Origin of the sequence: Streptomyces sp. col6, assembly GCF_008042035.1 — a bacterium.
Classification (GTDB): Bacteria; Actinomycetota; Actinomycetes; order Streptomycetales; family Streptomycetaceae; genus Streptomyces.
The window spans coordinates 334,712-353,573 of the sequence record NZ_RDBL01000006.1 but is presented as its reverse complement, the minus strand read 5'-3'; the positions used below and the strand labels follow the sequence as shown (position 1 = coordinate 353,573).

General features: G+C 71.1%; 15 protein-coding genes. 7 read left to right on the top strand and 8 right to left on the bottom strand.

Going from position 1 to position 18,862, the window contains the following annotated elements:
• Positions 1-32 precede the first annotated feature (32 nt).
• Positions 33-416, top strand: coding sequence for a PLD nuclease N-terminal domain-containing protein (locus EAO73_RS05595; protein ID WP_147970356.1), 384 nt, complete (start codon positions 33-35; stop codon positions 414-416).
• Positions 417-488: 72 nt separating this feature from the next.
• Here the strand turns inward: EAO73_RS05595 and ccsB are convergent, their stop codons facing one another.
• The 7 genes from ccsB to hemL form a co-directional block, all read right to left on the bottom strand.
• The gene (gene ccsB, locus EAO73_RS05590) at positions 489-1,571 is read right to left on the bottom strand and encodes a c-type cytochrome biogenesis protein CcsB (RefSeq protein ID WP_147970355.1); all 1,083 of its coding nucleotides are present in this window, start codon (positions 1,569-1,571) and stop codon (positions 489-491) included.
• Positions 1,568-3,289, bottom strand: a complete 1,722-nt coding sequence (locus EAO73_RS05585) for a cytochrome c biogenesis protein ResB (protein WP_147970354.1) — start codon at positions 3,287-3,289, stop codon at positions 1,568-1,570. Before EAO73_RS05585 ends, ccsB begins: the two co-directional genes overlap by 4 nt.
• Positions 3,290-3,295: 6 nt before the next feature.
• Complete coding sequence (locus tag EAO73_RS05580; protein ID WP_147970353.1) at positions 3,296-4,057, bottom strand: cytochrome c biogenesis CcdA family protein; 762 nt, start codon at positions 4,055-4,057, stop codon at positions 3,296-3,298.
• Between the two features lie 4 nt (positions 4,058-4,061).
• Positions 4,062-4,670, bottom strand: a complete 609-nt coding sequence (locus EAO73_RS05575; RefSeq protein WP_147970352.1) for a TlpA family protein disulfide reductase — start codon at positions 4,668-4,670, stop codon at positions 4,062-4,064.
• Between the two features lie 67 nt (positions 4,671-4,737).
• Positions 4,738-6,009, bottom strand: a complete 1,272-nt coding sequence (locus EAO73_RS05570; RefSeq protein ID WP_147970351.1) for a hypothetical protein — start codon at positions 6,007-6,009, stop codon at positions 4,738-4,740.
• A gap of 180 nt (positions 6,010-6,189) precedes the next feature.
• A complete protein-coding gene (locus tag EAO73_RS05565; RefSeq protein WP_147970350.1) occupies positions 6,190-6,897 on the bottom strand; it encodes a histidine phosphatase family protein in 708 nt (235 codons plus the stop codon).
• On the bottom strand, positions 6,894-8,210 hold the full coding sequence (gene hemL, locus EAO73_RS05560; protein WP_093708304.1) for a glutamate-1-semialdehyde 2,1-aminomutase: 1,317 nt from the start codon (positions 8,208-8,210) through the stop codon (positions 6,894-6,896). Before hemL ends, EAO73_RS05565 begins: the two co-directional genes overlap by 4 nt.
• 130 nt (positions 8,211-8,340) lie before the next feature.
• On the opposite strand from hemL, the gene EAO73_RS05555 reads away from it, so the two are divergent.
• The 5 genes from EAO73_RS05555 to EAO73_RS05535 all read left to right on the top strand — a co-directional run bounded on the left by EAO73_RS05555 (position 8,341) and on the right by EAO73_RS05535 (position 16,674).
• Complete coding sequence (locus EAO73_RS05555) at positions 8,341-8,937, top strand: hypothetical protein (RefSeq protein WP_147970349.1); 597 nt, start codon at positions 8,341-8,343, stop codon at positions 8,935-8,937.
• 90 nt (positions 8,938-9,027) lie between these two features.
• A complete protein-coding gene (locus EAO73_RS05550; protein ID WP_147970348.1) occupies positions 9,028-14,145 on the top strand; it encodes a caspase family protein in 5,118 nt (1,705 codons plus the stop codon).
• Positions 14,142-14,477, top strand: coding sequence for a hypothetical protein (locus tag EAO73_RS05545; RefSeq protein ID WP_147970347.1), 336 nt, complete (start codon positions 14,142-14,144; stop codon positions 14,475-14,477). Before EAO73_RS05550 ends, EAO73_RS05545 begins: the two co-directional genes overlap by 4 nt.
• Positions 14,477-15,133, top strand: a complete 657-nt coding sequence (locus tag EAO73_RS05540; RefSeq protein WP_147970346.1) for a hypothetical protein — start codon at positions 14,477-14,479, stop codon at positions 15,131-15,133. Before EAO73_RS05545 ends, EAO73_RS05540 begins: the two co-directional genes overlap by 1 nt.
• A 122-nt stretch (positions 15,134-15,255) precedes the next feature.
• Positions 15,256-16,674: a threonine/serine ThrE exporter family protein gene (locus EAO73_RS05535; RefSeq protein ID WP_147970345.1), complete on the top strand. Its 1,419-nt coding sequence runs from the start codon at positions 15,256-15,258 to the stop codon at positions 16,672-16,674.
• 15 nt (positions 16,675-16,689) lie between these two features.
• Here EAO73_RS05535 and EAO73_RS05530 read toward each other — a convergent pair whose 3' ends face one another.
• Positions 16,690-17,949 carry an MFS transporter gene (locus EAO73_RS05530; protein ID WP_147970344.1) on the bottom strand — a complete coding sequence of 420 codons (1,260 nt, stop codon included), beginning with the start codon at positions 17,947-17,949 and terminating at the stop codon, positions 16,690-16,692.
• Positions 17,950-18,016: 67 nt separating this feature from the next.
• On the opposite strand from EAO73_RS05530, the gene EAO73_RS05525 reads away from it, so the two are divergent.
• Positions 18,017-18,391, top strand: a complete 375-nt coding sequence (locus EAO73_RS05525; RefSeq protein WP_147970343.1) for a MerR family transcriptional regulator — start codon at positions 18,017-18,019, stop codon at positions 18,389-18,391.
• Positions 18,392-18,862: the final 471 nt, after the last annotated feature.

Genomic DNA, 18,862 nt, shown 5'->3' with positions numbered 1-18,862 from the left:
CCGCCAACTCTCCTCGGGGGGACCTTTCCACCATGCTCCGGGCTCTGATCTACCTTCTGCCGCTGGCGCTGACGATCTTCGCGTTCATCGACTGCCTGAACACCCCGGAGGACGAGGCCAAGCACCTGCCGAAGATCGCCTGGGTCTTCATCATCCTGCTGTTCTGGATCGTCGGGCCGATCGTCTGGCTGGCCGCGGGCAAGGTCCGCCGGCCGCCCACCGGGGGCCGTACGCCCTCCGAGTGGCACCGCAGCCACCGCCAGGAGTGGGTGGCGCCGGACGACAACCCGGACTTCCTGAAGTCGCTGAAGGAAGAGAACAAGAAGGACGAGGCGCTCCTCAAGGACTGGGAGGCGGACCTCCGCCGCCGCGAGGAGGAACTGAAGCGCCGCGAGAACGACCCCGACGCCTCGTAACCGCGCCGCGTACGACGACGGCTGCCCGCCACCCGGAGGTCCGGGGGCGGGCAGCCGTCGTTGTGGTGTGCGTCAGACGCCGGCGTACGAGTGCTTGCCGGTGACGAAGATGTTGACGCCGTAGTAGTTGAAGATCCAGCAGCCGAAGGCGATGAGGGCCAGGTAGGCGGCCTTGCGGCCCTTCCAGCCGGCGGTGGCACGGGCGTGCAGGTAGCAGGCGTACGCGACCCAGGTGATGAAGGACCAGACCTCCTTGGGGTCCCAGCCCCAGTAGCGGCCCCAGGCGTCCCCGGCCCAGATCGCGCCCGCGATGATCGTGAACGTCCACAGCGGGAAGACGGCCGCGTTGATCCGGTACGAGAACTTGTCGAGGCTCGACGCGGACGGCATCCGGGAGAGCACGGACTGCGCGAAGGCACCCGGCTCCTCGCCGTTGGCGAGCTTGTTCTCGTAGCTGTCGCGGAAGAGGTAGATGAGAGTGCCGATGCCGCCGATGAAGAACACGGCGCCGCAGATGATGGCGGTGGAGACGTGGATCCACAGCCAGTACGAGTGCAGCGCGGGCACCAGCTGGTCGCTGGAGGTGTAGAGCACCGTGGTCGCGAGTCCGAGGTCCAGCAGGACCGCGGTGACCAGGATCAGCCCCATCCAGCGGACGTTCTTCTTCAGGGCGAGCAGGGCCAGGTACGCGCCGACCGCCACCGTGGAGAAGGTGATGGAGAACTCGTACATGTTGCCCCAGGGGGCGCGCTGCACGGACAGCGCGCGGGCGACGACGCCGCCGGCCTCGACGAGGAACGCGAGCACGGTCAGCGAGACCGCCATCCGCCCGTAGAGGTCGCCCTTGAAGGTTCCGCCGGCGGCACCGGGGCCGTCGGGGACGTCACGGGAACCGGCCGCGGCCCGGGTGATGATCTTCGGCCGTTCCAGTACGGCGGTGGTCCCGCCCTTCTGGGCGACCTGGACCTTCACCGTGCCGGCGGAGCCCTGCTCGGCGGTCAGCTCGGCGGCGGTGCGGCCGACCTTGCTGCGGCTGCCGAACACCCACTCCGCGATGTGCGCGAAGAAGGCCAGGGTGTAGACGGCCATCGACGAATAGATCAGCACATTGCTGGTGTGTGCCAGGTTCTCGTTGGTTGCGGCGGCGAGATTCACTTCTCAGCCCCTTCGGCAGGTTCTACGGAGGACGCCTCGTCGACGTCGCTATCGGGGTCGGGCGCGGTGGGCGCCTCGGCGTTGAGCGTGACCGCGAGGTCGGCCAGCTCCTCGGGAAGTTTCGCGGACTCGCTGCGGCCGAGCCCGGCCATCTCGACGACGGTGACACCGTCGGCGCCGCGCACGGCCCGCACCCAGACGCGGCGGCGCTGGATGAACAGGGAGCCGGCGAGTCCGGCGATGGCGGCGATGGCGCCGGTGAGCGCCCAGCCGCTGGCGGGCTGCTCGGAGATCTGGAAGCTGGCCCACTCCTGGATGCCCTCGAAGGTGATGGAGCCGGCCCCGTCGGGCAGCTTCATCGTCTCGCCGACGAGGAGGCGCTGCTTGAGCTGCTTGCCCTCGGAGTCCTTGAACTCCTTCATCTTGGACTTGTCGAGCTGGTACACGTTCTGCGCGATGCCGGAGTCGACGCCGAGCGAGCCGTGGTAGCCGTTGAGCGCGAGGACCGGCATGTCGGCGGCGGGGAACTGCGAGAACATCGTTCCCTGGCCGTTGCCCGCGAAGGTCGGCACGAAGAACGCCTGGAAGCCCAGCTGGTCCTTCTTGCCGTTCTTGTCGCGGTAGCCGTCCATGACCTTGATGGCGCCGGTCGAGGTGACGTTGTTGTCAATGGGCAGCAGCGGCACGGCGGACTTGAAGACCTCCTTGCCCCGGCCGTCCTTGACGGAGACGACGGGCGCGTAGCCGTGGGCGTTGAGGTAGACCTTGGTGCCGTTGACGACGAGCGGTTCGTTGACCTTGATGACCTTCTTCTGCGGCTTGCCGTACGCGCCGTCGGAGAACGTCACGTGCGCCTCGTACGTACGCGGGGTGCCGATCTGGGGGCCCTTGCGCTCGTACGTGCCGATGAAGTCGTCGAGGGTGAAGCTGAACGGGGTCAGCGACTCGTTGTCGAAGAGCGAGCCGGACTTGAAGTCGTCGTACTGGGTGATGGTGTTGGAGAACCCGTCGCCCTCGACGACCAGTTTGGCGCCCTCGGACTTGAACAGCTGGCCCCAGGCGAAGGCGATCAGCATCACGATGAGCGCGATGTGGAAGATCAGGTTGCCGGCCTCGCGGAGGTAGCCCTTCTCGGCGGCGACGGAGTCACCGGCGAGGTGGGCCCGGTAGCGGCGCCTGCGGACGAGGGCGAGGGCGGCCTCGTGGACCTGCTCGGGTGCGGCCTCGGTGCGCCAGGTGGTGTACGCGGGCAGCCGGGTGAGGCGCTTGGGGGCGCCCGGCGGGCGGCTGCGGAGCTGGCCGACGAAGGTGCCGGTGCGCGGGACGATGCAGCCGATGAGCGAGACGAACAGCAGGATGTAGATCGCGGAGAACCACACCGAGCTGTAGACGTCGAAGAACTGCAGCTTCTCGTAGATCGGCGTGACGAAGGTGTGCGTGTCCTTGAAGGTCTGCACCTTGAGTTCGTCGACGCTGTTCTGCGGGATCAGCGAGCCGGGGATGGCGCCGAGCGACAGCAGGAAGAGCAGGATCAGCGCGACCCGCATGGAGGTGAGCTGGCGCCAGAACCAGCGGGCCCAGCCGATGACGCCCATGGCGGGAAGGTTCGCCAGGGCCTCCTCGCGCGGGGCGGTGGAGAGCTGGGAGCCGGCGGCGCCGAGATCACCGGCGTTCTCCTGGTCCTGCTCCTGGGAGGTGTTGGACGTGGCGTTGCTCATTGGTACTCAGATCCCCACCTGGAAGCCGGCCGACCAGCCCTGTAGTTCCTGCATCATGCTGCCCCACGCACCGGTGAGCAGGAGCAGCCCGGTCACGATCATCATGCCGCCGCCGATGCGCATGACCCAGGCGTAGTGGCGCTTGACCCAGCCGAACGCGCCGAGTGCCTTGCGGAAGGCGACGGCCGCGAGCACGAAGGGGATGCCCAGGCCCATGCAGTAGGCGACGGTCAGTACGGCGCCGCGCCCGGCGGTGCCCTGGTCCATCGCGAGGATGGACACGGAGCTGAGCGTGGGCCCGAGGCACGGGGTCCAGCCGATGCCGAAGAGGGCGCCGAGCAGCGGGGCTCCGAGCAGGCCGGTCACCGGCTTCTTGTGGATACGGAACTCGCGCTGGGTCATCCACGGCATCAGGCCCATGAAGAAGACGCCCATGAGGATCATCAGCACGCCGAGGACCTTGGTGAGGGGTCCGCTGTTCTCCTGGAGCGTGTCGCCGAAGAAGCCGAAGAGGGCGCCGCCGGAGACGAAGACGGCGGTGAAGCCGGCGACGAACAGCGAGGCGCCGGCGACCATGCGGCCGCGCCGGGCCTCGGCGAGGTCGGCGCCGCTGACCCCGGTGACGTAGCTGAGGTAGCCGGGGACAAGTGGCAGGACGCAGGGCGAGAAGAAGGAGACAAGGCCGCCGAGGAGGGCGATGGGCAGGGCGACCAGGAGGGCCCCGTTCAGGACCGTGCCGTTCTGCGTGGCGGCGGCGAGGGTGCTCACCTGATCACTTCTCCGCGATCAGCGGGTCGATCATCTTGTGCAGCTGGGTGTCGTCGATCCCGCCCACGAAGCGGGCGGCGAGCTTGCCCTCCCGGTCGATGACGACGGTCGACGGGATGGACTGGAGGCGGAAGGTGCCCTTGGGGAAGCGCAGCAGGAGCTTCCCGGTCCGGTCGTAGAAGCTGGGATAGGTGATCCCGTGGTCCTCCTCGAAGCTCAGGGCGTTGCTCCGGGAGTTGTCGCGGGTGTTGATGCCCACGAACTGGACGCCCTGGTCCTTGGTCTCCTTGGCCACCTTGGTGAAGTACTTCGACTCCAGGCGGCAGGGGGCGCACCAGGAGCCCCAGGCGTTGATGACGATGATCTTGCCCTTGTACTGGGCGAGGTCGAGGGCCTTGCCGTCCAGCGTCTCGCCGTCGAGCTTCGGTGCGTCGGCGCGCTCGCCCTTGGGTGCGGTGGAGAGGCCGCCGGTGCCCGTGACGAAGTTGGTGTCGCCGCCGCCACTGGTCTGGTTGCCGGAGCCGCACGCGGTCAGCGTCAGTGCGAGCGCGGCGGCCGCCAGGGGGGCGGCGAGCAGGGTGAAGCGGCGTCGGGGTGCGCGGCCATGGCTCATGTGAAAAGTTTCGCATGGCGGTTCCGGGGATCTTGGGCACCCCCCTCGGTGCCCGTAAAGCCCGTTGTCAGGCTTGTTTAAAGAAGGTGTTCCAGCCGCCCGCGGGGGCCTCTCCGACCTGGAGTGTACGGAGCTTGGCGAGGACGGCGGGGTCCTGGACGTCGAGCCAGTCGACGAACTGCCGGAAGGAGACGAGGCGCACATCCGGTTTCCCGGCGATGTGCTTGAGCGCGTCCTCGACGGCGTCCATGTAGATGCCGCCGTTCCACTCCTCGAAGTGGTTTCCGATGTAGAAGGGGGCGCGGTTCGTCTCGTAGGCGCGCTTGAATCCGCTGAGGTAGGACTGCGTGGCCTGTTCGCGCCAGCCGGGATAGCGCGAGGGCATTCCCTTGGTGGAGTTCTGCGACTGGTTGGCGAGGATGTTGTAGTCCATGGAGAGGACTTCGAAGGTGTGCCCGGGGAAGGGGATGCCCTGGAGCGGCAGGTCCCAGACGCCCTGGCGTTTGGTGGGCCAGACCTGGGTTCCGCCGGGTGAGCTGGCGTCGTAGCGCCAGCCGAGCTTCTTGGCGGTGGGGAGCAGGTTGTCCTGGCCGAGCAGACAGGGGGTGCGGCCTCCGACGAGTTCCTTGCGGTAATCGAAGGGGAGCGATTCCTCGTCGTTCCAGCCGGTGTTGGTGCGCCATTCGGTGACGAAGGAGATCGCCTGGTCGATTTCGCTCTGCCACTGGGCCGGGGTCCAGTTGCCGACCGATCCGGAACCGGCGCAGAAATGCCCGTTGAAGTGGGTGCCGATCTCGTGGCCGTCGAACCAGGCCTGCCGGACGTTCTTGAGCGTCTCCTTGAGGTGGCCGTCGGTGAGATAGCCGATGTCGGAGGCGCCGATGGGGTTGTTCGGCGGGCGGTAGAGGGATTTCTTCGATTCCGGGAGCAGATAGAGGCCGGAGAGGAAGAAGGTCATCGACGCGTCGTGTTCGCGGGCGAGTTCCAGAAAGCGGGGGAACAGTCCGTTGCCGACCTCGCCGGCGCCGTCCCAGGAAAAGATCACGAACTGCGGGGGCTTCTGGCCGGGCTCCAGCGGAACGGGGGCCTGGGGCTGCTTGGGCTGCTTCCCGGTGTCGGCGGTGGAACCGTCACCGATGGCGCGGACGTCCTTCTTGGTCCCGGAGCCCTTGGAGGTGCCGCCGGCGGCCTTGTGTCCGGTGGCGCCCTTGTCGGGGCTGGGGCTTCCGTCCCCGGCGCCGGCGCCCGACGACCCGGCGGTGCTGCACCCCGCCACTCCTGCGGCGGCCGCGGCACCGAGACCGGCGCCCAGCAGTCCCCTTCGGCTGATCTCACGCATGCGGCTTCCCATCTGCGGTCGTTTTGCCTCAAGTACATACAAACTGGCAAACGCTTAGATGGTTGTAGCCACACGGGGGTTCCCCCGATTAGCACATTATTCTTTACGAAACTAGCCCCCAGCGTTGACCGAACATAGAACCGAATCCCTGCTGGGGGCCTCATCACTCCTGGGTGAGTGCTAGGCGCCGAACCCCTTCGACGCGCCCTTGACCGGCTTCGCGCCCGCCCGCAGGTGCGCGGGGACCAGATCGCGGGCCGGCTCCGAGTAGCCGACGGAGACGATCTTGTCGCCCCGGTACGTGAAGCTGGTCAGCGAGGCGAGGGTGCACTGCCGCTTGCGCGGGTCGTGCCACAGCCGGCGCCGCTCCACGAAGCTGCGCACGATCCAGATCGGCAGCTGGTGGCTGACGCAGACCGCCTCGTGGCCCCGTGCCGCGTCCCGCGCCGCGTCGAGCGCACCCATCATGCGGACGACCTGCTCGATGTACGGCTCGCCCCACGACGGGCGGAACGGGTTCGTCAGGTGCTTCCAGTTGTCCGGCTTGCGCAGCGCGCCGTCGCCGACGCCGAAGGTCTTGCCCTCGAAGACGTTGGCGGCCTCGATGAGGCGGCCGTCGGTCGCGAGGTCCAGGCCGTGCGACTTGGCGATCGGGGTCGCGGTCTCCTGGGCGCGCTCCAGCGGGGAGGCGACGACGTACGTGATGTCGCGCTTCTCCAGGTGCTCGGCGACCCGGTCGGCCATCTGCCGGCCCAGCTCGGAGAGGTGGTACCCGGGCCGGCGGCCGTACAGCACGCCCTCCGGGTTGTGCACCTCGCCGTGGCGCATCAGATGGACCACGGTGATGTCGTCGGTGGCGGCTGCGTTGTCGGCGGGACTCTCACTCATGCGGTGGCCTCCGAGGCGGCGCGGGCGGCGGCGGGCAGGGCGGCGGCGATGCGCTCGACGGCCTGCGTGTCGTGGGCGGTGGAGACGAACCACGACTCGAACGCGGACGGCGGGAGGTAGACACCCTGCGCCAGCATCGAGTGGAAGAACGGCGTGAAGCGGAAGGCTTCCTGCCGCTTGGCGTCCTCGTAGTCGCGGACGGGCCCGTCGGTGAAGAACACGGAGAACATGTTGCTCGCCGCCTGGACGGTGTGCGCGACGCCCTCCTTGTCCAGGGCGGCGCTCACCAGACCCCGGATCTCGGCGGAGACCGCGTCCACCTTCGCGTACGCGGCGTCGTCGAGCAGCCGCAGCTGCGCGAGCCCGGCGGCGGTGGCGACCGGGTTACCGGACAGCGTGCCCGCCTGGTAGACCGGGCCGGCCGGGGCCAGGTGCGCCATCACGTCGGCGCGCCCGCCGAACGCCGCGGCCGGGAAGCCGCCGCCCATGACCTTGCCGAACGTCATCAGGTCCGGGCGGACCCCGTCGACGCCGAACCAGCCGGCCTTCGACGTACGGAATCCGGTCATCACCTCGTCGGAGATGTACAGGGCCCCGTTGGCGGCGCAGAGCTCCTTGAGCCCCGCGTTGAACCCGTCCAGCGGCGGGACGACGCCCATGTTGCCCGGCGACGCCTCGGTGATCACGCAGGCGATCTCCCCGGGCTGCGCGGCGAACGCGGCGCGCACGGCCTCCAGGTCGTTGTACGGCAGCACGATCGTGTCGCCCGCCTGGGCGCCGGTGACCCCGGGCGTGTCCGGCAGCCCGAAGGTCGCGACGCCGGACCCGGCCGCGGCGAGCAGGGCGTCGACGTGCCCGTGGTAGCAGCCGGCGAACTTCACGACCTTGGCACGGCCGGTGAACCCGCGGGCGAGGCGGATCGCGGACATGGTCGCCTCGGTCCCCGACGACACCAGCCGCACCTGCTCCACCGGCTCGACGCGCGCGACGATCTCCTCGGCGAGCGCGACCTCACCCTCGCCGGGCGTACCGAACGAGGTGCCGCGGGCGACAGCCTCCTGAACTGCGGCGATCACCTCGGGGTGGGAGTGGCCGAGAATCATCGGCCCCCACGAGCACACGAGGTCGACGTACTCACGCCCATCGGCATCGGTCAGGTACGGACCGGTACCGGACACCATGAACCGGGGCGTACCGCCCACGGCCCGGAATGCTCGGACGGGAGAGTTCACGCCGCCGGGCGTCACGAGGGACGCGCGGTCGAAAAGCGTCTGCGAAACTGGGGCGTCATAGGGAAAGCTCACACATGCCATGGTGTCAGAGCCACGGACGGTCTTTGCGGACAGGTGTTTCACCGCACGCCCGTGGGGGAGGTCACTGACACGATGATCGGGTTGCACGGCGGGGGCTGTGCCTCCTAGTGAGTAGTCGGGTGGATGAGATATGCATCGCGGTGGCGGAGTGGGCGAAGGGACGGACGGCCCGGGGCCCGAGCCTGCCCGGCGTGGCCGGCACCGGCGGCGCGAGGCCGATCACACGCAGGGCATACAGGCCGGTGAGGCGCGGACAGGCGGTGGAGCCGGGAGCGGAAGTGGTGGCCGGGTGGGGGTGACCTACAAATATTTCGGTGCTCCCGACGGAGCCACCGCGGCACGCGTGCCCATCTCCATGCGCCCCGAGGAGCTCGGCGGCGACGAGCTCGGCATGGGCGGCATGTTCACCAAGATCAAGCCGGAGACGGTGGCCGCGATGGTCCTCACCGGCATACAGGGCATACCTCTGCACAAGGTCCCCCCGCTCGAACTGGTCGTCCTGCACCCCGACTACGCGGTGGTCAAGCTCCCCATGACCGTGGTCGACCCGCTGCGCGGCGTCGGCGAGGAGTCGGTGGGCGCCGCCGCCTTCATCTGGTCCACGGTCCCGGACCGCGGCGGCCCGCGCGACGCGTTCAACGTGTACCAGCTGCTCCACGAGTGGCAGGACTTCAGCCACCGGCTGCATGACGCGGGGCATCAGGCGTACTGCCTGGTCTGGCCGTAGCGGAGGGCGTTCGGGCCGTACTGTTGCGCTGACGACAGTGCGGCGCCAGGGGCCGGTGTTCCTGGCTCAGGGGGAGGAGACCGCTCCGTCATGGGCGAGGGCGTATCACGGGCGCTGCTGATCGCGGCCCCTCAGCCGGGCATCGAGTTCGTCCACCGGGACCTGTCCCTCGTCCGGGAGGCCCTGCTCCGGTCCGATTACCCGGCCTCGGCGATCACCGTGCTGGACACGGACCAGGCGACCGGGGACGACATCGCCCTGGCCCTCGACGACTTCCTGGCCGAGTGCGAGGACGACGACTTCGCCCTGGTCTACTTCACCGGCCACGGGGTGCGCCGGGCGGACGCGGACTACCTGGTGCCCGCCCAGGCGAATCCGGCGCTGCTGCGCAGCCTGGTCAAGGTGGCACCCAACGAGCTGCTGGGGAAGCTGCGTTCGGCGGCCACCGTGATGCTCTGCCTCGACTCCTGCCGCGACGAGGCCGATCCGGACATCGGGACACCGCCCCGGCCGGAGGCGTCGCCCGAGCGCCGCAATGTCGTGCTGATGCAGGCGTGCGTCGCGGGGGAACGGGCCATGGGCACCGAGGACGGCAGCTTCATGGGCCGGGCGCTGGCCGAGGTGCTGTCCCCGGACACCCCGTGGCGCACGGTCTCCGAGGTGCTCACCCACGTGAAGCGCCGGACCGAGGAGATCGCCCGTGACAACGGGAGCCGGCACCCGGTGGACGTCACATGGCTGGGCAGCCTCCTGGGCGATGCTCCGGCCGGGCCCTCCCGGCGGGAGATCTGCGCGTCCGGACCGGGCGCCGGCGGATGGACCGCGGCCATGCACGACTCGCCGCTGTGGGCCCGGGTGACCAGCGACGAGGTGGTGACCGGCCGGCTCAAGGACCGCATCAGTCTGCTGATCGACAGGACCCTGCGCATCCGGCACGACGCCGGCCGGAGGCAGAAGGCCGGCCCGGATCTCTGGGAGGACCTGCAGTTCCCCGAGCGGCTGCTCGTCCAGCTCGACCGGCTCGTCCCGGACGGCCCGGAAGGCCGGCTGAGCCCTCTTGAGGTGGTCGTCCTGCTGGCCGCCCCGTTCGTCCGCGAGGCCGCCGTGGCGTGCAGCCGGCGGGCCCTGGCGGAGCTCTACCCGCCGGCGGGGCCCGCCGAGGGCGAGACAGCACGGCCCGGCACCGGCGACACGTACCGGGACCACCTCGGACACGACATGGAGGACGTCCGGCGGGCCTACCAGCAGATCGACGCCAAGCGGCGCAGGCTGCGGTCCGCCGGGGCGGAGGCCGCCGCGGTCGCCGCCGAGCAGTGGCTGAGGCACCGGCTGCCGGCCGACTGGGACCAGCTGTGGTGCCCCCCGGAGGACGGGGACGGGATCGGCGCCCTGGGGAGCATGGCGGACGTCCTCGGCCTCCTGACGGACGCCGCCGAGTACGCCGCGTTCCTCGAGATCACGTCGAAGGCCACCCGGCGCGGCCGGCTGCGGGACGCGCTCCTCCAGGTGGTCTCCCAGATGCACACCCGGCCCGGGACGAGGGCCCCGGACGGGAAGGAGTGGGCGAAGGAGCTGGCCGAGCGCCTGATGCTCGCCGACACGACGACCTGGCGCCCCGCCCAGCTGGCCGGTCTGCTGCACATGGCCGAACTGCTCGCCATCGACCCCCGGATGCTGGACGGGATCGTCGTGGACCACCTCGGCGACGACGTGACCGACCCGGCGACGCTCGTCGCCGGTCTGGACGACGGCGGCTTCGCCCCCTCCGGCGGGCACGACTGGGGGCTGGTGTTCGAGTGTCCCGGGGCGGCACTGCACGTGGCGCTGGACCGCCAGGCGCAGTCGGCGGCCGCCGCCACGCAGGAACTGCGGGAGGCCCACCGCGGGCAGCCGCTGTACGCCCGGCTCCCCCGGCACGTCGGCACCGGCGGCCTGGAACCCCGGAACGAGAGCTACAAGTCCCCGCCGCCGCGCTTCCAGCTCGCGGAGGACGGCGTCAAGCCGCTGATCATGGGCACGCAGCTCTACGGCGACCACATGCTCGCCCTCCGGGAGCTGTACCAGAACGCCCTGGACGCGTGCCGCCGGCGCCACGCCCGCCAGAGTTACGCCGTCGCCGTCCCGCAGCGGGAGAGCGGCCTGCGTCCCGGCACCCCCGTCAAGGAGCTGTCCACGTACGAGGTCACCTTCGTCCTCGGCCGCGACGACGGGCGGGTCTACCTGGAGTGCACGGACAACGGCATCGGCATGACCGAGGACGAGCTCGACAAGCTCTTCTCCCGGGCCGGCCGCCGCTTCGAGCAGTCGCCGCACCACGTACGCGAACTGCGCCGCTGGCGGCGCAAGGGCGTGCGGCCGGAGCTGAACAGCCGCTTCGGCATCGGTGTCTTCAGCTACTTCATGCTCGCCGAGACGATCGAGGTCACCACCCGGCCCGCCGACGAGAACGGATTCGGCGGCGGCGGGTCCGGTCACCACGTCCACATCACCGCGGACTCCGGCCTGATGCGCTCGTCCCGGGACTGGTCCATGGAGGGGGCCGGCACCCGTATCCGCCTCTACCTGCGGCCCGAGTTCGCCGAGTCGCCTCCGTCGGTCGTGAGGATCCTGCGGGAGCAGATCTGGCACACGCCGCTGCGGCTGTCGGTGGAGGACCGGCTCGCCACACCGTCCGAGCCCGATGTCTGGGAGCCGGGTGTTCTGAAGTCGATCACTCCTGTCGTCCCCCAGGAGTCGCCCGAAGGGCCGTGGTGGGTCCGGGGACCGGGTGCCCACCTGGTGGACGGAATCTTCGTGGGGGACGACGAGGCGCCCCATGGCTACGTCGTCAACCTGCGCAGCCGGCACCGGCCGGATCTCAGCGTCAACCGCAACCGGCTCCAGGGATTCGCGGCCGACCTGGTCCGCCAAGAAGTGGCCGGGGCCGTCGACACGTTGAAGCTCTGGGATCCCCTCCCCCTCAGCTGGCTGTGGACGCTGGTCAGGCACGACGCCCGCACCGGAGAGGCGGTGCTGCGGCGCCTGCTGTCCGGTGATGTCCGGGTCTTTGTCGGCGAGTGGCACGGCGACACCGTGGACAGGCCGGGCAATGTCATGCCTCTGGCCTCGCTCGGCTGCCTCCCCTCCGACGACCGTGACCATTTCTTCTACACGCCCGAGGACGACGAGGACAGCGCCGATCCCGCCCATTTCTTCGGCTGGTGGCGGTCCCAGCTCGTACAGGACACCCGCCAGGTTTACCCGCTGGGGGGCGCTCGCGCCGACATCGGCTACCCCACCGGATTTCCCACCTTCAAGCCCCTGGACGCGTTGCTGTTCCGCGAGGTGCCCGGAGGCGCAGAGAATTCCATGGTCGTTGCTCTCAGTGCCGCGACGGACGGCGGGTACGACCTGAGGACCGCGATGCGCGCTCTCCGGCGCTATGCCGTCGCCGGAGTCCCGATCCCCGAGGTGGCCGACATCCCGGGCCTGGCCGACCTGGAAGTCAGCCCGCTGCTGGCCGAGACGTACGAGGCGTACACCGTGCGGAGCTCCTACACGCGGGGCGAGGTTCAGGAGCCACCCGCTCACCTCGCCCTCCTGCGCGTCGCCGGCCGTCACGGCAGAACACTCCGGGAGGTCGCCGAACTGGTCGGCCGGCTCCGCGTGCTGCACCCCGGTATCCCGGAGCTGCCGGAACTCGGTGAGCTCGCCCGGCACATTCCGGACCGGCAGGAAATTGCCGTCCTCTGCGCTGATCAGGTCCCGGAGCTGAGCGGTCTCCCCGCCGTCATCACGCCTCTCGTCGCCGCCTTCTTCGCCAAGTATCTGGGCATCGAGCCCGCCGATGTCGTGGCCGTCGCCCGGCGGTACGAGCGATTCGGCTTCCGGGTCAGCGAGGAGGCGGCCGATGTCCGTCTGCTGGACGGCGACGAAGGGGCCCTGGGTCTTCGGTACCAGTCAATGGTGCGGGGGTTGCTGGCCTACCCGTCCATCGACCTTCTGAGGCTTGTCCGGCTGTCGGCGAGTCATGGCGATCCAACGGTGGAGTTCACTGCCCGTTCCATGCGGGAGACCGCCGAGCGGCTGCGCCTTCGGATGGCCGATCCTGCGGGCGGCCCCCTCGCCTCGGTCAGGGCTCCCTCCTGGTGGGCCGACCTCGGGCCGGTCAACGAGCCGGTCGACGGACCGTTGAGCACGTGGAGCGTGCTGCGTGCCCTGCGGGGCAAGCCGGATCCCGAGTCGGTGGAGAAGGATGTCGAAGCGGTCGAGGCCCTGGCCTCGGCCGGGCTGGTACGTGACGGTGCTGCGGAAGCGGTACGCACATGGTGGCAGACCCCGGCCGCAGAACGTCCTGAGGACCTGATCGACCATGAGCGCTCGCTTCGCTTCCGTGACAGCGGCTGGCAGTTCTCGGTCGCGCCGGACCCCACATCCGACTGCGTCGACCTTCAGTTCCTCATGGTCCTGGCGGCTGACCGCCGCGCCACGATCGGTGAAACGGCCGACGCCGTGCTGCGGGAGGCCGAGCCCTACGGCATCGAAGTCGCTCCCGTGCCCGAGGAGGTCCGGCCCCTGCGGCCGCATCTCGGTGCAGTCGATGCTCTCTACACGCCCCAGAAACGGAAGTGGAAGACCGAGATCACCCGCCGGGAGATCGTCACCCACGCCCGCAGCTTCGGAACCGACCTGGCGGCGGCCGTGTCCGAGCTCCGCTCCTACGAGCTCCTCGGCGCCCCGGCGGTCCCGGTGGCCCCGGCAGCACGTGACATCGAGGTGCCCAGCAAGTCGCTGGATCCGGCCCTACGGACCGCTGTGGAGGGTCTGTTCCAGTTCCATCCCCTGTGCCGGGGAAGCGTCACCCCCCTGACCCTCACCATCACCGCCGTACGCATGGGTCTCGGCCTCAACGCGACCCACCAGGCGCTCGCCGCTTACCCGGAGCTCGGGCTGTTCGCGGACCGCATTGCACCCGACAACCCCGCCCCGGACGACGACCACGCCCCCGACTGCCTGGATGTCGTCCTCCTCACCCGGCACCTCACCGGCCGCGAACCGGCCCTCGCCGGGGACGTGACGCACGAGCACATCGAACTGGCCGCCGAGGAAACCGAGCTGGACGTCCCCGAGGTGCGCCGGCGCCTGACCCACTACGCGCCGTGGTTCGGCTTCCGCGTCCCCGCCGAAGAGGCGGCCCGTACCGCCGGCACCGAGAAGGAGCCCATGTGACCGCCCATCAGGACGTGCCCTATGCCGAGCAGCAGGTCACGCCGCCCGCCGACCTGCGGGAACGCACGAGCGAGGTGGGTGACACCGAGTTCACCGGCACCTGTCCGGTCTGCCACGGCCCGAACGTGATGGCGCTCCCCCAGGTCTCTCCCGGCACCGTGCCCAAGGCGTGGCCCTGGAAGCGGAACGGCGGCTCCGCCGCTCCGGCCGTCGAGCCGCACCCCATGCACTGCGAATGCCCGGTGACCCATCCCGAGGACCCCCTGGAGCAGGGCGGCTGTGGCGCGTGGTGGCCGGTCGTTCCGCAGTCGGCCACGACAGGGGGCGCCTGATGACCGCCCCTCCCCGCCTGTCCGCGCGGGCGATCCGTCTCCAGGCCCGCCAGCGCCTGTACGACATGCTCCAGTCGCAGCTGGAGATCGCCCGCCACCAGGCCGAGGGCTGGCGCAACTTCCTCGCCACGGCCACCGCGCTGCTGGCAGCCGTCCTGGTGCTGAAGGGGCGCGAGAACGTCGCCGAGCTGCCCCCCGCCTACCGGTGGGGTGTTGTGGCCGCCATGGCCCTCGGCCTGCTGGCCCTGCTGTCGTCGGCCTTCGCCGCGGCCTCGGCCGCGCACGGACGGCCGAAGGACGCGTTGGAGCACGCGGACGAGATACGGCTCATCCGGTGGGAGAAGGAGGAGTGCGCGCGGATCGGCGTACTGGTCAACCGCGCGCGCTGGCTCGCGGTCGCCGGGGTGATCGTCACGGCGGCCGGGGTGCTGGCGACCTGGGTTGCGCCCGCGAGCGAGAAGGACGCCACGACGGTCACCGTCCACACCCGTCAGGGGACGGTCTGCGGCGAACTGGTGTCCCTCGGCCCCTCCGGCGTCACCGTCCGCGTCAAGGCGAGCGGCGCCGCCGCTTCGGGCGACGGCCCCAAGGACTCCCTGCGCACCCTCGCCTGGGGCAAGCAGGCCCTGAGCGCCGCCCCCGCTTCCAGCTGCTGAGGCGCCGCCACCGGGGCTCACGGCACGGATCCGCCCCCGCCGACAGGCGTAACCCGCCGGGCCCGGCGCGCTGTCCCGGGCGAGGCTGGGGCGCAGGCATCCGGCGAGTGGGCGGAGGGACCGTGCCGAGGGAACGGGTCGTGGTCCGGTGGCGGGCGCGGGCGCATGTGCGGCAGGCGCGGCTCGACCGGCTGCGGCAGGACGACGCGACGCTGCTGGACCGGCTGCACGCGACGCCGTACGAGAACGTGGTCTTCCCGCCGGTGCGGGAGTACGGCGAGGACGCGGCGGCCGAGGTGCTGCGGTTCTCGCTGCGGCTGGGGCGCGAGCTGTTCGGCGCGGGGGCGTCCACCCGTGACATCCAGACCGCGGTGGTGGCGGTCACCGCCGCGTGGGGCATGCAGAACCTGGAGATCGTCATCTCCGGCTGCGCCCTGCACCTCCAGTACGCGCCACCGGGCCGCCCGCCGGTGGTGATGCAGGCCGTCCTCGCCTCGGAGGACTCGCGCGACCTGTCCCGGCTGACCGCGTTGCAGAAGCTCACCGCCCGGATCGCCGCGACCCGGCTGCCGCATGCCGAGGCGGCCGGCGCGCTGGACCGGATCGTGTCGGCGCCGGCCCGGTGGCCGTGGTGGTTCACGGTGGGCGGCGGGGCGGTGCTGGCGTCGATGCTGTGCGTGCTGGCCTCGGGAACCGTCCGGGCCGCGCTGTTCGCGCCGCTGCTCTTCCTGGTCAGCAACCGGGTGGCCTGGGCGCTCACCCGTACCGGCCTGGCGTCGTTCTTCGTCACGGCCGTGCAGATCGCGTTGCTGATGGCGGGGACCATGGCGCTGATCCACCCCGGGGTGCTCAGCGGGCGGGAGGGGGCGAGTCTGCTCGCCGCCAACATGATCCTGCTCCTGCCGATCCTGACCGTGGTGTCGCTGACCGAGGACGCGATCGACGGGTTCCGGCCGATGGCGGCGGCCCGTACGGTGAGCCTGGTGGCGTTCCTCACGGCGGCCGCGTGCGGGGTGCTGACCGTGGCCTTCCTGGTGCCGGGGCTCGACGCCAGTGCGCGTACGACGACGCTCACCGCGCTCCCGGTCTGGCTGACCCTCGTCACCAGCGGCATCGGCGCGCTCGGCAACGCGGTCTTCATGGGCGGGGGGCCGCGCCTGGTGCCGTGGGCGGTCGCGGCGGCGGTCACCGGTGCGGGCGTGAAGCTGCTGGGGACGACGCAGCTGGACTGGACGGCGCCGCTCGCCATCGGGGTCGCGACCGCCGTCATGGGCCTGGCCGCCGGCGCCCTCGCGCCCCGGGCCGCAGCCCCCGCCCGCGCGATCCTCATCCCCGGCATTGCGGGCGCCGTCCTCCCAGGCCCCGACCTCTACCGCAGCCTCCTCCAGATCCTTCTGCACACCCCCGGCGCGGGCACGTACCTGACGCTCACTCTGGCGTCGACGGCGGCCATCGGCGTCGGCGCCGTGCTCGGCACCCTCCTCGGCGCGGGCGGCGAACGCCAGTGGCGCCGCCGCCTGCGCCCGGCACCCGCGCACTGAGCGCCCCGCCGGGGTTCACGTGCGGGGGAACGCGTGCCGCCGCCCACCGGCGACGACGAGCAGGGCGACCCCTCCGAGGGCGGCAGCCGTCGCGGCGACCGCCCCCGCCCCCGAGTGGGCGAGCAGGGCGCCCCCGATGACGCCTCCGAGGGCCATCGCCGCGTTCCAGAGGGTGACCAGGACGGCCTGCGCGGTGTCGGCGGCGGCCGCGCCGTGCCGGGACGCGGCCCGTCCGGCGGCGGTCTGCAGCAGGGTCGGGGCGCCGCCCCACCCCAGGCCCCACAGGACGGCGGCGGTCCAGACGACCGGGTGGACCCCGGTGACCGCGAGGGCCGCGGTGGCGAGGGTGAACAGCGCGGCGCCGGTGACCATCAGGGCGCGCGGGCGGCGGTCGACGAGGCGCCCGACGCACCAGATGCTCAGCAGGCAGGCGACTCCGAAGGCCAGGAGGACGGCGTCGGTCACCGGTCCGAGGCCCGCGTGCCGCAGGTAGGGGGCGATGTAGGCGTACAGGACCGTGTGCCCGAGGACGAACACCGCCACCGCCACCATGACCGCCGCGACCCCGGGCACGGCCAGCGTCCGGCGCAGGCCGGGCCGGTCCGCGGCGGGCCCTTCGGCGGCGGGCCCTTCCGTGCCGGTCCCTCCTTCCGTGCCGGTCCCTTCGGCGGCGGGCCGCCCCACCGCCGGGACGGACACCGCGATCCAGCCGATGACGGCGAGGGTGGCCGGCGAGACCGCGCCGAACGCCGCCCGCCACCCCGCCTGTTCGCCGATCAGGGTGCCGGCGGGCACGCCCAGGGACAGCGCCACCGGGATGCCGGTCATCGCGACGGCGATGGCCCGCCCCTCCGATCCGGCGGGCGCGATACGGCGTGCGTAACCGGCGAGGATCGCCCACGCCAGGCCGGCGGCCACCCCGGCGAGGAACCGGGCCGCGAGCAGGACGGCGTACCCCGGCGCGACGGCGGTCAGCGTGTTGGCCACCAGGAAGACGGCCATGGCAGCGAGCAGCAGGGGCTTGCGCGGGACGGACGCCGTCGCCGCCGCGAGCGGGATCGCGGTCAGGGCCGTGCCGGCCGCGTAGACGGTGACCGACTGGCCCGCGGCGCCCGCGCCGACGTCCAGGGAGGCGGCCATCCCGGGCAGCACACCGGCGGGCAGGGTCTCGGTCAGGCTGGTGATGAAGACGGCGGTCGCGAGCGCGAGCAGCGCGGTCCGGGGCAGGCCGGACTCGCGCGTCCGGGGCGGCGCACCGGAGGCTGTGGTGGTCATGACGCATCCTGAAACGTTCACATTGATGTGATGGTCAAGCCGCCGGGTGCCGGGTAGCTTCGGCGGGATGAGGATCGGTGAACTGTCGCGGCGTACGGGCGCGTCCCGCCGGCTGCTCCGCTACTACGAGGAGCAGCTGCTGATCGTCCCGGACCGGGGCCCGAACGGGTACCGGGAGTACGACGAGCGCTACGTGGACCGCGTCAACCAGATCCGCGGCCTGCTGGACGCGGGGCTCCCCACGCGCATCATCAAGCAGATCCTCCCGTGCCTGGACAAGCCCCGGTCGATCCACTTCCCCGACGCGACACCGGAGATGCTGGCCCTGCTGACCACCGAGCGGGACCGGCTCAGCGAGCGGATCGACGTCCTCGTCCGCAACCGCGACGCGATGAGCGAGTACCTGGCCGAGGTCGGACAGTGCCGGGCGCCGACGCCTTAGGGCCTGTCGTCAAACTCCCCTCTGCCGCGCGACGCCTGGCACGCACTCTCGCCGCACCGACCGAGATCCCAAGTACGTCCAGTACGAGGGATCGCGCCCGGCACGCCGAGAGCACGCACCAGACGCCGCACGGCCGCCCTCCGGGCGACGAGGGGAGTTTGACGACAGGCCCTAGGGCCGTCAACAACGCGCCCACCTGTGGTCATGTGCTCGAAGGACACCTGTAGGCCAGCCGGATCCGGCCATTCAATGGCCGAAGAGTGATCTTCAGTCCGCCCGTCCGCCCTGCCGATGCAGGAGGCACCGCCCTCCCGAAGGAGGCTGCCATGGGCGACACACTCCTGATCCTGTCCATCCCCGCGCTGCTCCTCGCCAGCGGCCTCTACACGGTGGCGAGCACCTGGTGGAGGCGCCGGCATCCCGCGCCGCCGTCCCCGTACACCCAGCAGGCCGCGCGACTGGCCGAGGGCC